General features: G+C 66.7%; 14 protein-coding genes and 1 pseudogene. 4 read left to right on the forward strand and 11 right to left on the reverse strand.

Annotated elements, in window-relative coordinates; translation table 11 throughout:
• From A5651_RS23135 to A5651_RS23150, 4 genes and pseudogenes are all read right to left on the reverse strand, one after another.
• Window positions 1-603, reverse strand: a pseudogene (locus A5651_RS23135) (hypothetical protein); the annotation flags it as partial.
• A 1-nt stretch (window position 604) separates the two neighbouring features.
• Window positions 605-910, reverse strand: coding sequence for a type VII secretion target (locus A5651_RS23140; RefSeq protein ID WP_066986689.1), 306 nt, complete (start codon window positions 908-910; stop codon window positions 605-607).
• Between the two features lie 42 nt (window positions 911-952).
• Window positions 953-2,290 (reverse strand): phosphoglucosamine mutase, encoded by a 1,338-nt coding sequence (glmM, locus tag A5651_RS23145; RefSeq protein ID WP_066986692.1) that lies wholly within the window; start codon window positions 2,288-2,290, stop codon window positions 953-955.
• 149 nt (window positions 2,291-2,439) lie between these two features.
• Complete coding sequence (locus A5651_RS23150) at window positions 2,440-2,868, reverse strand: hypothetical protein (protein ID WP_066986695.1); 429 nt, start codon at window positions 2,866-2,868, stop codon at window positions 2,440-2,442.
• 346 nt (window positions 2,869-3,214) lie between these two features.
• Between A5651_RS23150 and A5651_RS23155 the strand changes: the two genes are divergently transcribed.
• Window positions 3,215-3,973 carry an AIM24 family protein gene (locus A5651_RS23155; RefSeq protein ID WP_066986698.1) on the forward strand — a complete coding sequence of 253 codons (759 nt, stop codon included), beginning with the start codon at window positions 3,215-3,217 and terminating at the stop codon, window positions 3,971-3,973.
• A 133-nt stretch (window positions 3,974-4,106) separates the two neighbouring features.
• Here the strand turns inward: A5651_RS23155 and rpsI are convergent, their stop codons facing one another.
• Window positions 4,107-4,595, reverse strand: a complete 489-nt coding sequence (gene rpsI, locus A5651_RS23160) for a 30S ribosomal protein S9 (RefSeq protein ID WP_066986701.1) — start codon at window positions 4,593-4,595, stop codon at window positions 4,107-4,109.
• Window positions 4,592-5,035 (reverse strand): 50S ribosomal protein L13, encoded by a 444-nt coding sequence (gene rplM / locus A5651_RS23165; protein ID WP_066986705.1) that lies wholly within the window; start codon window positions 5,033-5,035, stop codon window positions 4,592-4,594. Before rplM ends, rpsI begins: the two co-directional genes overlap by 4 nt.
• Before the next feature lie 338 nt (window positions 5,036-5,373).
• Here rplM and A5651_RS23170 point away from each other — a divergent pair, with 338 nt between their 5' ends.
• A complete protein-coding gene (locus A5651_RS23170; RefSeq protein ID WP_066986707.1) occupies window positions 5,374-5,568 on the forward strand; it encodes an excalibur calcium-binding domain-containing protein in 195 nt (64 codons plus the stop codon).
• Window positions 5,569-5,720: 152 nt separating this feature from the next.
• On the opposite strand, the gene A5651_RS23175 is transcribed toward A5651_RS23170, so the two are convergent.
• The 4 genes from A5651_RS23175 to eccCa form a co-directional block, all read right to left on the reverse strand.
• Complete coding sequence (locus A5651_RS23175; RefSeq protein ID WP_066986710.1) at window positions 5,721-6,017, reverse strand: WXG100 family type VII secretion target; 297 nt, start codon at window positions 6,015-6,017, stop codon at window positions 5,721-5,723.
• Window positions 6,018-6,019: 2 nt separating this feature from the next.
• On the reverse strand, window positions 6,020-6,352 hold the full coding sequence (locus A5651_RS23180; RefSeq protein ID WP_066986714.1) for a WXG100 family type VII secretion target: 333 nt from the start codon (window positions 6,350-6,352) through the stop codon (window positions 6,020-6,022).
• A 66-nt stretch (window positions 6,353-6,418) separates the two neighbouring features.
• Entirely contained in the window at window positions 6,419-7,573 is a 1,155-nt protein-coding gene (locus tag A5651_RS23185; RefSeq protein WP_082943935.1) for a type VII secretion-associated protein, read from the reverse strand.
• On the reverse strand, window positions 7,570-11,292 hold the full coding sequence (gene eccCa, locus A5651_RS23190) for a type VII secretion protein EccCa (RefSeq protein ID WP_066986717.1): 3,723 nt from the start codon (window positions 11,290-11,292) through the stop codon (window positions 7,570-7,572). The genes A5651_RS23185 and eccCa overlap by 4 nt, the downstream gene beginning before the upstream one ends.
• 106 nt (window positions 11,293-11,398) lie before the next feature.
• Here eccCa and eccD point away from each other — a divergent pair, with 106 nt between their 5' ends.
• Together eccD and mycP are read left to right on the forward strand one after the other, a co-directional pair.
• Window positions 11,399-12,742, forward strand: a complete 1,344-nt coding sequence (eccD, locus tag A5651_RS23195) for a type VII secretion integral membrane protein EccD (protein WP_156663132.1) — start codon at window positions 11,399-11,401, stop codon at window positions 12,740-12,742.
• Window positions 12,739-14,124, forward strand: coding sequence for a type VII secretion-associated serine protease mycosin (gene mycP, locus A5651_RS23200; RefSeq protein ID WP_066986722.1), 1,386 nt, complete (start codon window positions 12,739-12,741; stop codon window positions 14,122-14,124). Before eccD ends, mycP begins: the two co-directional genes overlap by 4 nt.
• Here mycP and eccB read toward each other — a convergent pair.
• Window positions 14,089-15,456 carry a type VII secretion protein EccB gene (eccB, locus tag A5651_RS23205; protein ID WP_066986725.1) on the reverse strand — a complete coding sequence of 456 codons (1,368 nt, stop codon included), beginning with the start codon at window positions 15,454-15,456 and terminating at the stop codon, window positions 14,089-14,091. The genes mycP and eccB overlap by 36 nt on opposite strands.
• Window positions 15,457-15,485: the final 29 nt, after the last annotated feature.

Here is a 15,485-nt window from a genome sequence, read left to right on the forward strand (position 1 = left end):
CGCCTTTTGCATGGCGGTGAGCCAGTCCGACCGAATGTCATTGTCCACGAATGCCTTGACCTGCTGATCGATCAACTCGCTGGCCACTGCGCGGTCTCCCGCTCCGGTGGTCAGGGTGTTGGAGGCGGCCAGCCAGTCGGGGCGTTGCGCCTCTCGGCGGCCGTCGATCGCGACTGCAGCGGCGACTTTGTCGTCGACCGCCCGCCACAGTTCGTCGCGCAGCGTGGCGAGCGCGTCCACCGCCTTTCGCACCGCTTCCGCTGCGCTGTCCGATGCCACGCCGTGATGATGAAGAAACTCGCGGGACGCGTCGCCGCCGCGTCCCTGCCACGCCCCGGCCAACACGTCGAGCTGCTCGTTCTGGAGTTGCCGAGCGCTGTCGGTAGCCGTTGCGACGGCGTCCAGCGCCGCCCGATCGTCGTCGAGCGCCCGTAAGTCCATGCCGTCTTCGCTTGCGTACCAGTCGCTCACCTGTGCGGCATGCAGGGTGAGGTCCGGGTTCTGGTAGCCGAGCAGACGGCATGCCCGCACATATTCACCGATCGTGTCGACGGCGGGTCTGCCCTCTGCCAGCCGAGCGGCGACATCGAGTGGCTCGGCCATGTCAACCGAGCCGATGGGCGCCGCGGGCGTCGGCCTCGAGGTAGCGATCTGCACTTGAGCGCAGTTCTGCAGCGATTTCCGTTGCGGCGCGCGCCCATTGGTGCAGACGTTGAACGACACCATCGACGGCGATACGCAATGCGTCGCCCTGAGCGGTGTGCACTCGCCCAGCGACGGCGCCGTCGAAGCGCAGCCCCGTCAGATTGGTCCGGATGGCAGTGTCGAGAATGTCGGCCGCGGCATCGTAGCGTCCCGCAGCATAACGCACCGCCGCGACATCGACACGGGTGATATCAGGTTCTCCCACATAGGCTACGACGTCGGCGAAACCCTTCGGGTTCCACCGGGTTCAGCCCTGCTCGCTGACCGACTCCGCGACCCTGATGGCCCACTGGCGAGCCGTGTCCTCGTCGGCTGCTTCCACCATCACCCGCACCATCTGCTCGGTTCCCGAGGGCCGCAACAGAATTCGGCCGGTATCACCCAGCTGGGCTTCGGCTTCTGCCACCGCAGAACGCACCGACGGCGCGTCGGCCACAGTCGCCTTGTCGTCGACCTCGACGTTGATCAGCACCTGGGGCAGCTGCTGCATGCTCGACGCCAGCCTGGCAAGCGGGGTGTGGGTCTGGGCCACCCGGGACATCAGCCGCAACCCGGTGACGATACCGTCCCCGGTGGTGCCCAGTGCGGGCATCACGATGTGACCGGATTGCTCGCCGCCGAGCGAGTACTCACCGGCGCGCAGTTCCTCGAGCACATAGCGGTCGCCGACGCCGGTCGTGCGGACCTCGATGCCCGCGGCACGCATCGCCAGATGCAGTCCCAGGTTGCTCATCACGGTCGCAACCAGTGTGTTGGACGCGAGCTCACCGGCCTCTTGCATGGCCAGAGCCAGGATCACCATGATCGCGTCACCGTCGACGATATTGCCCTCGGCGTCCACCGCCAGGCAGCGGTCGGCGTCGCCGTCATGGGCCAGGCCGAGGTCAGCGCCGTGAGCCAGCACGGCCTTCTGCAAGACCTCGATGTGGGTGGAGCCGCAGCCGTCGTTGATGTTCAGCCCATTGGGTGCGGCGTTGATCGCGATGACGTTGGCGCCTGCGGCGCGGTATGCGCGCGGAGCGGCGGCTGATGCGGCTCCGTTGGCGCAGTCGACCACGACGGTCAGCTCGTCCAGCCGGGTGGTCAGCGCCTTTCCGACGTGGCGGAGGTACCGGTCCAGCGCGTCGCCGGCGTCGACGACCCGTCCGATGGCGGCGCCGGTGGGACGCTCCCCCGACCCGGCTGCGAGCAGTTCTTCGATGCGGTCTTCGGTGGCGTCGTCGAGTTTGTGCCCGCCCGCGCCGAAGATCTTGATGCCGTTGTCGGGCATCGGATTGTGCGACGCCGAGATCATCACCCCGAAGTCGGCGTCGTAGGCGCTGGTCAAATAGGCCACGGCAGGGGTGGGGAGCACGCCAACGCGTAGTGCGTCGACGCCCTCGCTGGTCAGCCCGGCTATGACCGCGGCCTCGAGCATTTCGCCGCTGGCACGAGGATCGCGACCGACCACGGCCACCCGCCGGCGGGCGTGGGAGGAGTTTCCGAGTCGACGCGCCGCCGCTGAGCCCAGCCCAAGCGCCAGCTCAGCGGTCAGATTGCGATTCGCGACCCCACGTACTCCGTCGGTGCCGAACAGCCGACCCATCGCACAAATTTCTCATAAATGCGGTCGAATGACACAACCGTCGACGTCAGAGCGCGTGGTGTCGCCGATTCGGTATCGCCTCGCGACCCGAAAACGCCTCACCGCCCGCATCCAGGTGGGATGCGGGCGGTGAGTGCTAGGGCCGAACGTTACCTCGAGCCGTCGGGCGCCGGGCTGGGGCTCGACGGGCTGCTCGGGCTCGACGGCATGGCGCCGTTCTGCCGAGCAGGGGTATTCTCCGAGTTACCCGGGCTGTTCTGAACGAACGCGAAAGACAGACCCTCCGGGCTGGTGCACAGCGGCACCGGCGTGCCGTTGGCGTCGAGCGCATTCAGCGCCTCTGGGGTGATCCCCACGCCATTGGGGCACGCAGAGGCGACGAGCGTCTGTGCCTTGTCCAGCGTCAGGTTCTGCAGAACGCCGATTTCCTGGTTGTCGGCAGTCACGGTGACGTTGACCTTTTCGTCGTTGACGACGGACTCCGGCTGAGGAGCTGCCTGGGCCAGGCCGAAGCCACCCGCTGCCAGCAGCGCTCCACCAAGAACCGCGCCTGCGGCCGTCTTTTTGATCGTGTTCATACTCGCTCCCTTTCTTCCTGTTCTGGCAGGGATCCAGAGCTGCGCGAGGTCTACACCACACAGCCCCGAAGGGGGCCGGTTGGCCCCCAATCGGTCCGCCCCCCCAATTTCGGGTGGTCGACAACACTGCCAACCGGACGGGCTTGCCGTTTCACGTGCAAACTAAACCCGCAGCAGTGTCGTGTGACCGTTGTTGCCCACAGTGCTGGGGCGGCTGACGGGCATATACCCACTGACCCGTTGAACGGCTTGTGAAGAGGTTCACGGCCGCGCGGCGAGATAGGGAAACGCCCTATTTTTCCGGCGACGGCCGGTCGATAACGTCCCCATCGGCGAAAGGATCCCTATGCGCAGCGACTTGTTTTCCCCGGAGAATGCCGAAGCCCGGATGCCGCAGCCGGGCATGACGTTGCAGAACGGGAAGATGCTTAAGGTCTCGCTCAGTGGGGAGATCCTGGTGCGTCAGGGCGCGATGGTGGCCTATCAGGGCAATGTCCAATTCCAGGGGTTGGGCGCCGGCGGCGTCGGCCAGTTCATCAAGCAGCACGTCACCGGCGACGGTGTGCCGTTGATGAAGTGCAGCGGCGTTGGCGACATCTTCCTGGCCGATCTGGCCTCCGACATCCATCTCATTGATCTCGAGGGCCCGCAAGACGGCCTGACCATCAACGGCAAGAACGTGCTTGCATTCGATCCGGGCCTGTCCTACGACATCCGACGGGTGCAGGGCGCCGGGATGCTGTCCAACGCCGGCCTGTTCAACTGCGTGTTCTCCGGCCGCGGTCGGATCGCGATCACCACCAAGGGCACCCCGGTCGTGTTGCAAGTCGACCAGCCGACCTACGCCGATCCGCAGGCCGCGGTGTGCTGGTCGGCGTCATTGCAGACGGGCTTTCACCGCGCCGATCAGTTGGGGCTGGGCACATTGATCGGACGCACGACGGGCGAGGCGTTCACGATGTCGTTCTCCGGGCGTGGCTTCGTTGTCGTGCAACCGTCGGAAGAGGTGCCCGGATCGTTTGTCAGCGGCACCGGTGGCGGCCAGCAGGCCGGTAGCGCCGGCTCGGCCGCGGCGGGGATCCTCGGAAACTTCCTGGGCCGCTGAAAGGCACCGCGCACGCAAGGAGCAAAAAACCACCGCGCACGCGAGGAGCGAAAAGCAACACCGCGCACGCGAGGAGCACCAAAGCACACCGCCCGGCATGCAGGTCGCATACCGGGCGGTGAGGTAGAGCAGATCAGCGCTTGGAGTACTGAGGCGCCTTGCGGGCCTTCTTCAGTCCGTACTTCTTGCGCTCGATGGCCCGCGGGTCGCGGGTCAGGAAGCCGGCCTTCTTCAGCGCAGGCCGGTCCTCGGGCTGCACCAGGATCAGCGCGCGGGCGATGGCCAGGCGAAGCGCGCCTGCCTGCCCGGACGGCCCGCCACCGTCGAGGTGGGCGTAGATGTCGAAGCTGTCGACCCGGTCCACAGTCACCAGCGGAGCCTTGATCAGCTGCTGATGCACCTTGTTCGGGAAGTAGGCCTCGAGCGAGCGGCCGTCCAGGTTGAACTGGCCGGTGCCGGGAACCAGACGCACCCGCACCACGGCCTCCTTGCGGCGGCCGACGGTCTGGATCGGGCGGTCGATGATGACCGGTTCGCGCGGCTCACGCGGCTCGGCGGCGGCCTCGGTGGACGTGGCTTCCGGAGCGTCCACGGTTTCGGTCGTGTCGGTTGTCTCGGTCACTGGCTCACCTGCTTGATCTCGTACGGCACCGGCTTCTGTGCGGTGTGCGGATGCTCCGGCCCGGCGTAGACCTTCAGCTTCTTCTGCACCTGACGGCCGAGCTTCGTGTGCGGGAGCATGCCGACGATGGCCTTCTCGACCACGCGGTCGGGATGGCGCTGCATCTCGTCGCCGAGCGAACGGCGGTGGAGACCACCCGGGAAACCCGAGTGCCGGTAGCTGAACTTCTTCTGCAGCTTGTCACCTCCGATGGCGACCTTGTCTGCGTTGATGACGATGACGAAATCGCCGCCGTCGACATTCGGCGTGAATGTCGGCTTGTGCTTGCCGCGCAACAGATTTGCTGCCGCGACGGCGAGCCGGCCGAGCACCACGTCGGTGGCGTCGATGACGTACCACGTGCGCGTGGTGTCACCCGCCTTCGGCGTGTACGTAGGCACAGCGCTTACCCTCTCGTTTCGGGGTCTCCGCCCCGGATGGTGGTTCCCGGGGTGAGCCGGGTGCCGGTCAGGCATAACGGCTGGGGTGATCCCGGCGACCGACGTTGACCCGAGACCCGCGTGCTCGAAGGCTTACCGCATGCCAACGGAGCAGCATACCGGCGGCCGTCGCCGCAGGTCAAAACGCGTTCGCCGGAGCTCCTGCGCACTCTCGCCGAGTTTTGCCCTAGGGCTGTCACCGCGGCGTGAAAACGACCCTCTCGCAGAACTCGGCGACACGAGTGCGCTACTGTCCCGAACTGTTTACGACCACGTCAATTTCGAGCCAAAGGCAGGACATGATTCGCGCTCTTCTCGTCGCGGCGGCCATCGGTGCCGCTGCTGTAGGCCTCGCTCCGCTCGCTAGCGCCAGCTCGCCATACGCCAACTGCACGCAGGCCCATAAAGACGGCCGCTGGGACATTCCCAAGGGTGACGACGCCTACTGGGCGGGCGGCGATCGCGATGGTGACGGCATCGCCTGCGAGAGCTGACCCGCTACGTCGAATTCTGCGCCGGGGCTGCGCCCGGCGCGGGAGAACGACCCTCCTGCAGATCTCGGCGACAAAGACGCGGACATAGCGAACAGAACTGTGCGGTCCCGTGGGCTCCCCTCCCGACGGGACCGCACAGTGGTCTGTGACCGCTAGACGCCCCAGGCGCTGGCCGCGCTGCGGTCGGTGGCCGCGACGTCGTCGGCGCCGTCGCGCACCGCGTTGCCGAGGTTGAACAGAATCTCGTTCAGGGCGGCCGCGGCCTGATCCCACTTGGCTTGCTCAATGCGATACGCCTCGGCCGCCTCGCGGGTCCAGATTTCCTGCAGCGGGGCGATCTGTGCCCGCAGGTCGTCGAGTGCGGCGTTGAGACGCGCCGACGTGGAGTGGATCTCCTGCCGGACAGTGTGCTCGATCTGGTCGAAGTTGTACGACAGAACCGGTTCCATGCTCACGCTCCCTCGATGGTGGCGCCGACGGCGCCGATCTGGTGCGAATGGCTGTCGGCGGCCTCACGCAGCGTTCGTTCGTTGAGCCGCATCGTCTCGGCGATCCCCTCCAGGGCGACGTGGAGCCTGTTCGACTCGGCGTTCCAGCGGTCAACGACGTCTCGGAACCGTGTTGCCGCAACGCCTCCCCACACGGACGGCGGCACGCTGCTCATCCGTCCGATGAACGACTGCAACATCGCGCGCAGTTCATCGTTGCGGCTACCGATCTTGCCGGCGACGGCCGTCATGAGGTCGAAGTCGGTGTTGAGCGATCCACCTACAGGTGTCGACATCTGAACCCTTCCTGTTTTCCATCGATATGTGTTTCGACGGAGCCGGGCCGCGTTTGGTTCCGCACGTCAGACAACCGCGTGTGCAGACCGGATGGCTTCGTCGCACGCATAGCTCACGACGTGCTCACCACCGGGCGCGCTCTGGCAGCCGATACCAATGCGCACGATGCCGTCGACGAACACCGCCCAGTCGACCTGGCGGTCCGGCCGGGTCTCTCGATACGTGGCGACGGACCGGTCCGCCCGGCGGCCGTCAGCGACGAAATCGCCGAACACGCCTGGCCGCTGTTCGTCGAGCGCGCCTCGCAGCGCTGCGGCCGTCTCCGCCAGGGATTCTCCGCCGGGGACCTGCGACTGGGTGAGCAAGACGGCCGCCGCTTTATCGGGCCCTGTCACAGCGACCCTGGCTGAACCCGGTCCGGACGTGATGCGCTGCACCGTCCACAGCGCAGGGACCATCAGCGCCACCCTCCCCTCCACGAGCAGCGTCATCGGCAAGGTCGCCTCGGCGGACTGGGACGTTTCGGAAGCCAGACCGACCCCACAGCAGAGCAGCGCGACCGACGCCGCGGCCGCCGCCAGCATCACGCGACGCGGCTGACGGCGCCCGCGTGACGACGGCACGGCACGCCCAGCACATCGCTCCGCCAGCAGCCGGTCCGGCGAAACAGTCGTTACCGCAACGCCGTTCGTCAGAAGACGGGTACCGACTGCGTCTGCCAGTCTGTCAGCCCCCGCAACGCCGATGGGGGCGTCGATCAATACCGTGGCCGCAGAGCCGATGCTGTCGACGGCCGCACTGACGAGGTCTGCCGTTGGACCTTCTCGCGGACAGACACCGACCACGCTGCCTGCCCGCGAGATCGCGACCAGGTCTGCTGCGATCTCCGTAATCGTCGGCACTCCCGGTACGTCACGGGCCAATACGTCCGCACGGAGCAGGACCGAGACGTCCGCCGATCTGCCGGATGCCGCTACCTCTACCCGTTCGACCCACATCGGCGGCCACCATGTGGGGCAGACGAGTACCACGGCGTCAACCTGCTCCGGCACCACGGCGCGAAAGACTTCGCGCCAGATCGCGGTGACGGCTACGGGTTGTTCGTCGAGCAGAGCGATATCGTCATCCAGGCAATCCAAAGCGGCAGACACCAAATCCATTGCCGCAGAACCAGGCCCGCGCACCGTCGCGGGACCTACCTCGACCACACATGCAGTCATACCGGCTCACACCAGGTGATCTGAACGAGTTGTTCCGGATAGGACCGACTGACGAGCGTCGCGCGACCCGGCGGAAGCGGTGATGGACGAACGGAGCCGAGCAGCACACCTTCCTCCGGGCTGGCGCTCATCATCAGGCCCATGCATCCCACGTCTCGCATTCGAGCCAGCACCGGGTCGAACATCGCTCGCGCCGCCCCACCCGAACGCCGCGCCACTACGACATGCAGTCCGAGATCCTTTGCGTGCGGTAGGAAGTCAGCCAGTGGCGCAAGCGCGTTGACACCGCTCGGCGGGGCGATCAGGTCGTAGTCGTCGATGACGACGTAGATCTCGGGGCCCGACCACCATGAGCGTTCGCGCAACTGCTGCTGGGTGACGTTCTCCCCGGGCAGCCGCGCCTGCAGTAACTCCATCAAGGCCCGTAATTGTGGCGCGAGTGCCTGCGCCGATGCGGCGTAGCCCGAAACGTGGTCCGATTCGACGACGCCCAGCAGCGTCCGTCGAACATCGACGAGGAACAGTTGAGCCGCCTCCGGGGTGTTCACCCGAACGATCTCGCGGCACAGCGTCCGCAGCGTCGCCGTCTTGCCGCATTCGCCTTGGCCGAGAACGATGAGATGACCCTCGGCCGCGAAATCCAATGTCAACGGCTGCAGTTCGATTTCGCCGAGGCCCAGCACGATCTCGGTCGCGAGGCCCTTATCCGCGATCACCGCGGTGTAGTCGACCCGCTCCGGCAGAACCAGAATCGGCGGTGCGACGCGTTGCGCATACCGCGCGCTCAGCCTGCTGGCGACGGTACCGTCGGCGGCCGCCGTCGCGACGACGAATTCGCGTCCGTCTCGCGTGATTCCCCGGCCGGGCGGAGAATTCACCAGCTGCCGCGCGCGCTTGCGGTCCATCTCCGACTCCGCAGGATCGCCCAGCCGCAGTTCGATACGGGTACCGGTCTGGTCCTTGAACGCCGGCCGGATTTCGGCCCACCGTGACGCCGATATCACGACGTGGATGCCGTATGAAAGTCCTTGGGATGCCAGCGCGGTGATCGGTGCCTCCAAGCTGTCGAACTCGTGCCGAACCGTGGCCCAACCGTCGATGACGAGAAACACCTCGCCATACACGTCGCCCGCAACTCCCGACGCGCGTTGGGCTTCACGGCTTCGTAGAATCGATTCCAGCTGTGCAACCGTTCGCCGCACCAGGTCGATCTCGCGTCGGGTGGCGACCGACCCGACATGGGGCACCGATCTCAGTGAGGACAATGTGCCGCCGCCGAAGTCGAGGCAGTAGACCTGAACGTCGCGCGGATCGTGAGTCTCGGCCAACGCCAGTATCAGCGTGCGCAGCGCTGTCGACTTGCCCGATTGGGGGCCGCCGACGACGGCGACGTTGCCTGCGGCCCCGGCAAGTTGGGCTACCAACAGCTCACGGCGCTGCTCGAACGGGCAGTCGACGAGACCGACGGGAACGGTGAGACGAAGCTGCGGCCCGGCATGGTGAAGAAGGACTGCGAGATCGGGTGATTCGGCAAGCGGAGGCAGCCATACCTGGTGGGCGCGTGTTCCATGGCCCTGAATCTGATCGACGACCGTGTCCAGTACCGTCCGGGATGCTGCGCTGCGCTTCTCGTCCTCGACCGTGACGCAGCCCGTCCGTGCGGCGGTGAAGAGCTGCGGGGCGGCGATGGTCACCGCTCCCCCGGAGCGGGCTGGCTTTGGTCTGCAGGGGCCGGACACAAACGCCGTCTGGAACCGCACCGGTTCACCGGCACCGGTTTTCAGGAAGGCCGCCCCTGGCGTGCTGGGTAGCTGAAAGGCATCGGATACCCCGAGCACTGAACGTGATTCGCTGGCGGAGAAAGTTTTCAGACAGACCCGGTAGGACAAGTGTGAGTCGAGCCCCCGCAGTCGGCCCTCGTCCACCCGCTGGCTTGCCAGCAGAAGATGCATGCCCAGCGACCGCCCCAGCCTACCGATCGCGATGAACAGATCGATGAAGTCGGGCTGTTGGCTGAGCAACTCCGAGAACTCGTCGACGATGATGAACAAAGTCGGCAACGCAGCCAACCCAGCACCCTGGCTGCAAGCACGGTTGTATTCTCCGATGTTGGCGAATCTGCCTGCTGCCCTGAGCAGTTCCTGCCGACGAGTGACCTCTCCCGACAGCGCTTCCTTCATCCGCGCGACGAGATGCGCTTCATCTGCGAGGTTGGTGATGACCGCTGCCACGTGCGGTGCGCGCTCCAAGCCCAGGAAGGTGGCGCCGCCTTTGAAGTCGACCAGAACAAGGTTCAGCATGTGGGGCGGATGTGCGGCGATCATGCCCAAGGTCAGCGTTCGGAGAAACTCCGATTTACCCGATCCCGTCGCGCCAACGCACAGACCGTGTGGCCCCATGCCGTTCGCGGCGGCCTCCTTGATGTCGAGTTCCGCCGCATCGCCATGTTCGGCGATGCCGATCGGCACGCGCAACACCTGCTCAGGTCGACGGACCGACCGCCAGCGGGTCGTGACGTCGATCGATCCGACGTCATCGAACCCCATCAGCTCCGGCCAGCCAGACGTCGAGGCGATCCTGTCTCCTGCGGCGGATGTGCCGGCGGGCCGAAAAGGTGACAGGCGGCGGGCACACGAAATCGCCTGCCCGACGGTCATCGCGTCCGGACGCGCACGAACTTCGTCGCCGATTACCGCATCATCGCTGACGACCAACGTCAGCTCGGCGCCCCCGTCGCACGCCGCGTCGAGCGCAACAACTGTCAGACTCGCTTGCTCAGAAACGAAGGGGTCGGCGAGTCCGCCGTCGACCAGCAGCACCGTGCGCGCCGTGCGGCAGCCGACGAGATCGGTTTGCGCCGTCGGCAGATCACGGTAGGTTAGCCGCGCAGAGCCGGCGCCATCGGCTTCGGATGGATGCTGGTGGTGCGGCAGCCATTTCAGCCAATCCCAGTTTTCCGCGGTAATGGGGTCGACGACGGCGGCGATGCGTAGGTCGTTGGGGCTGTGCATCACCGCCAGCTGGCAGATCATCGCGCGAAGAAGGCGGCGGGCGGCGACCGTGTCTCCGCTGAGCGAGATCGCGGTGAAGTCAGTCAGCGGGATAGACACAGGCAGATCGGGCACCGTGGAGCGGTGGAGAACCAGCCGTTGTAATTCTGTTGATGTGACGGGATCGCGCTGCTGCAGCGGTTCGAGGTCGGGAGCGATGAGCCGGGTGGACACACGCCGAGGACCGAGGCCGATGCGGACGTGACCGAAATCGGCGTCATCCGGCCTGCGCTCCCACATGCGTCTGCCGCCGATGATCATCCACAGCGCGCAGGGGTCGGGGTGCTGCCACACCAACGAGACGCGTTGTTCATCAGCTGTGTTCAGCATCTTGGCGTCAACCGAAGCGAGGTAATTGAGGTAATCGCGGCGGCTGAGGTTGATTTCGGCGACGCGGCTACCGCCACGTGAGCCCGTGGCCACCGTTCCGAGCATGGAGAGGACCATCATCACCGGGAAGAACAAAAACATCGGGCTACGGGTCGCCGAGGCGCCGGAGGTGAAATAGAGGGTCATCATGCCGATGCTCGCCGCCGCCATCGCCATGGGTAGCACCCTGGTGAGGGGATTGACCGGCGCCTCGCTGCGAATGTCGGGCGGAGGCCTGACAACGACCTCCTCGTCGGCCACCGGTGGGCCGGTCAAGCGCGGCTGAATCGAGAACTCCATCGGGAGATAGACGCCGCAGCAGGTGATCTCGTTCCCTATCCATAGCACGAGAATTGGCGCGCTGAACCATGTCGGACCCCGGTTACGGTGATCGACGGGGGTGGACATGACGGTGGTAAACCTGTGTCGGGTCACAGTGTGCAGGCACGATCGGAGCACGGCAGCGGGAGTCGACCTTGCCGTCCCGGCGTGGATGGAGATCGCGGAGATACTTCCGCGGGTCGTCGCTCTCGCCGGTGTCGCCGATATCGATCTCACCGAGCGATGGATGCTGTCGCGCGTCGACGGCTCCCCGCTCGATGAATCGCTGTCGTTGGCAGACAACGGTATTGGCGATGGCGACATCTTGGTGCTCAGCGCCGAGCCGATCGCCGTTCCGCATCTGAACGACATGAGCCACTATGTGGCCGAGGCGTCGCGCGAGGACGACGTCGGTCGACGACTCGGTCCGCTTGCAGGCGTCTGGTCGCTGGGGACAGGCGCGGCGGTACTGGCCTTTCCCGGTCCGACGGCGCCAGGCATCCGTGCTGTCGTCGCGGCGGTCGCGGCTCTTTCGACCGCGGTCGCCGCCGCCGTCTACGACCGCATCGGCGCCGATTCACTGCCGACGTTGAGCCTCGGGACAGGCGCCGTCGCCCTGGGTGCCGTTGCCGGCTACCTAATGGTGCCGGGTGGTCCCGCCCCGCCGAATTTCTTTCTGGGAGCGACGGTGTGCACCGCGTTGTCGACTATGCTGCTTCACCTGACATCGCGCGGGACGACGTTGTTCGTCGCGATCGCGGCGCTGTCGGCGATCGTCGCGATTGCCGCGGCAGCGGTGACGGTATGGCCGGCGCCAACGGCGTCCCTCGGAGCCGCACTCGCTGCCGGATCCTTGGCCATGCTCGGTGCCGCCGCCAGGCTGTCGGTCATCCTGACCGGGCTGGCGCCGCGAATGCCTGATACAGGCGGCGCACCCGGCACCGAGATGGTCGCACCCGCCGTGGGTGCCGCACGTGCCGTCCGGGGCCATCATACGGCGACAGGACTGATGGCCGGCTTCTCGATATCGACGGCACTCGGCACGGTCCTGGTCGCCTCCGGCCACGGCCGTTGGAGCGGCGTCGCACTCACCGCCGCGGTCTCCGTCGCGCTGCTGTTTCGCGCCGCTCAACAACGCGGAGCGATCCGGACCGCGGTGATCTTCAGCGCCGGGATGATCAGCGCCACAGCAAGTCTCACACTGGCTGGCCTTCTGGCGCCGCAGCAATCCGTCTGGCTCAGCGTCGTCGTGATCGTCGCCGGCCTCGGGGGCTTGTGGGCAACTCTCACCGAGGTCGGCTCACGGCTGAGTCCGTTCGCCCGCCGCGGTTTGGAGGTGGTCGACTACCTCGCGCTGGCGGCGGTTGTTCCGCTGGCGTGTTGGGTCATCGGGGTGTTCGGCTTCGTCCGTGGATTGAGCCTGACATGACGTCGCGGCTGGCGCGGGCGGCCGCGGCCCTGACGCTGGCGTCGATCCCGGTGTGGTCGCCGCCGGCAGCCGCGGCGGTTACACCACCGGCGGTCGATGACTCACTGCTGCCCAAACCACGAACGCCCTCGCCCCCGCAGCCAACTGAGCTCCGGCAGCAGTGTCTGGTCTCCGCTCCGATCCGCGACAGTTCGTCCGCGCGTCAACTCGACGGACTGGACCTGGCGGCGGCCTGGCGGCTCAGCCGGGGCGCCGGCCAGACCGTGGCGGTCGTCGACACCGGCGTGGCGCGGCATCGCTTGCTGCCGCATCTGGTGCCGGGCGGTGACTACGTTTCCACCGGCGACGGCACCGACGACTGCGACGGTCACGGAACGGTGGTCGCCGGCATCGTCGGTGCGGCCGAACAACTCGGCGCCGGAACGCAATTCAGCGGTGTCGCACCCGACGCGACGATCATAGGCATTCGTCAGTCGAGCGTGAAATATGCGCCGGCCGGTCAGAGCGCACCGGGCTTCGGCGACGTCGACACGCTCGCGATGGCGATACGGACCGCCGCCGATATGGGTGCGTCGGTGATCAACGTGTCGTCCATCGCCTGTGTTCCGGCCGCCGCGGCGTTGGACGATCGGGCGTTGGGTGCCGCGCTGGCGTATGCGGTAGATGTCAAAAACGTCGTCGTGGTCGCGGCGGCGGGAAACGTTGGCGGTCTCGGTCAGTGTCCGGATCAGAACCCGCCCGCTGACCCCGCACGACCCGGCAGGCCGGACTGGGATTCGGTGAAAGTCGTTGTGACTCCGGCATGGTACGACGACTACGTGCTCACGGTCGGATCGGTTGATCCCCATGGCGCGCCGTCACGGTTCACCCTTGCCGGTCCCTGGGTGGACGTCGCCGCACCGGGCGAGGGCGTGGTATCGCTCGACGCGGACGGGGAAGGGTTGATCGACTCGTTGCCGGTGCTGGGCGAGGAGATGCCGATCGTGGGAACCAGCTACGCCGCACCGGTGGTGAGCGCGATCGCCGCGCTTGTGCGGGCGAGGTCGCCGCATATGACTGCGCGGCAGGTGATGCAGCGCATCAAGGACACGGCGCATCGACCGCCCGCGGGCTGGGACCCGTTTGTCGGTCACGGTGTCGTCGACGCCGTTGCCGCGGTGAGCGGTGTCAGCGACGCGACGAACATGGTCGTCGTCACAGATGAGGCACCGCAGCACGACGACCCGTCACCCCCCGACCTTGTGGTCACGCCCGACGAGAGTGGACGAAAGGTGGCATTCGGCGGCGCGGGCGTGTGCGTGGCCGTGGTGGCCGCCGCGGTGGCAATGACTGCCTCCATGGGTCGACTACGGCGGCAACGGGATACTGTCACGCGCGAATAGCGCACTGTCCCTGCTCAATTCGGGCCCGCGGGGCAGCCGCGACAACACCGGCCATGGCGCCGCGACCGGATCACCCTCGATACCGAGGACGCGTGCGGTGGCTTCGTCGCGAAGGCCGTAGAGCACACCGTTCTCGGTGATCACGTACAACGGGCCGCCGCCCTGTGCACCCGTGATCGCGGTCGTCCGCACGTATGCGCTTCGACCCGACGGCATCACGATGCCGTCGACGTTGGGGCCCTCACCGTCATGTTGTGCCAGCTCGACCGGATGTCCGTCCACCGGGAGCGAGTCGCCCTGCCATAGGACGGTTGTCGGCCCATCGGGCAGCCACTGTCCGCACAGCACTCCTGGCTCGGCGCCGGTCGTCTGGCCCGCGTGCGACGGAAAGCTTGACACCGCAAGCGGACTGACTGGGGGCGCATCTGCGATGACATCAGGCGTGACGGCCGTGATGCCGTTTCTGTCGTCACCGATACGGATGAGGTTCGCCGCCACTTCGCCGATGCGTTGAATGCCGTTGGCCAGCACAACGAAGTAGTCGTTCCCGTCGACCCGTGTCACGCGGATCACGTCCCCGACCCGAAACCCCGCGATCACGCCGGGTCCGCCTGCACCCGCAATCTTCGGCGAAGCGATCGGCGGAGCCTCGGGGATGGCTTCGAGCAGCGCGAGCGAGACGGGCAGGGGCTCAACACCGTCGAGCCGCAGGGCCCATACGACGCCCGGATTGCGCAGATCGACCTCGGCGCGCCACCCGTTGTACAGCAGATAGGTCGCGGCGGCGCTCTCCGATCGGGCGGTGACGAGGACGCTCGGCTGGCGGTCTCGTCGGTCCAGGTCTACCGCGCCGGCGATCACGGTCATGGTGGTGTCGTCGCACACGGTCCAGCTGGACTCGTGTTCGGACAGCGGTCGGCCGATGACGGCTGGCGCGCCGGGGATGCCGAGCAGTGGCCCGCGGTTGGCCGAGTCCACGTCGGCGCCGCTGACCGTTCGCGGTGTTAGGGCACTTCCGGCCACCAAGCGAGCGGACGACAGGTTCATCACGGGGTGCCACGTGTCACCGACGCGGACGTACAGCGCTCCTGAGTCGCGGGTCATGACGATGGCGGCGTCGCCCAGGCCGGGGCTCGGCCGCAGAAAAGCCAGGATCGCGACCGCCGCGACTACGACGACGGCCAGTACGCAGCCCGCGGTGAACGCCAAGGACTGTGACCGCATCGGGTCGTGCAGCATCCGGAGGTCACCACGCAGCAGCGCGTGTTCCATCCGCCGCAGCAGGAATCGGTAGCCGCTGACGTGCAGCCGCGTGGTCGGTTGACGAGTCATACTCCCCCTGTGCCAAACCTACTGGCGTA

The organism is Mycobacterium sp. 1274761.0 (assembly GCF_001668615.1).
GTDB lineage: Bacteria > Actinomycetota > Actinomycetes > Mycobacteriales > Mycobacteriaceae > Mycobacterium.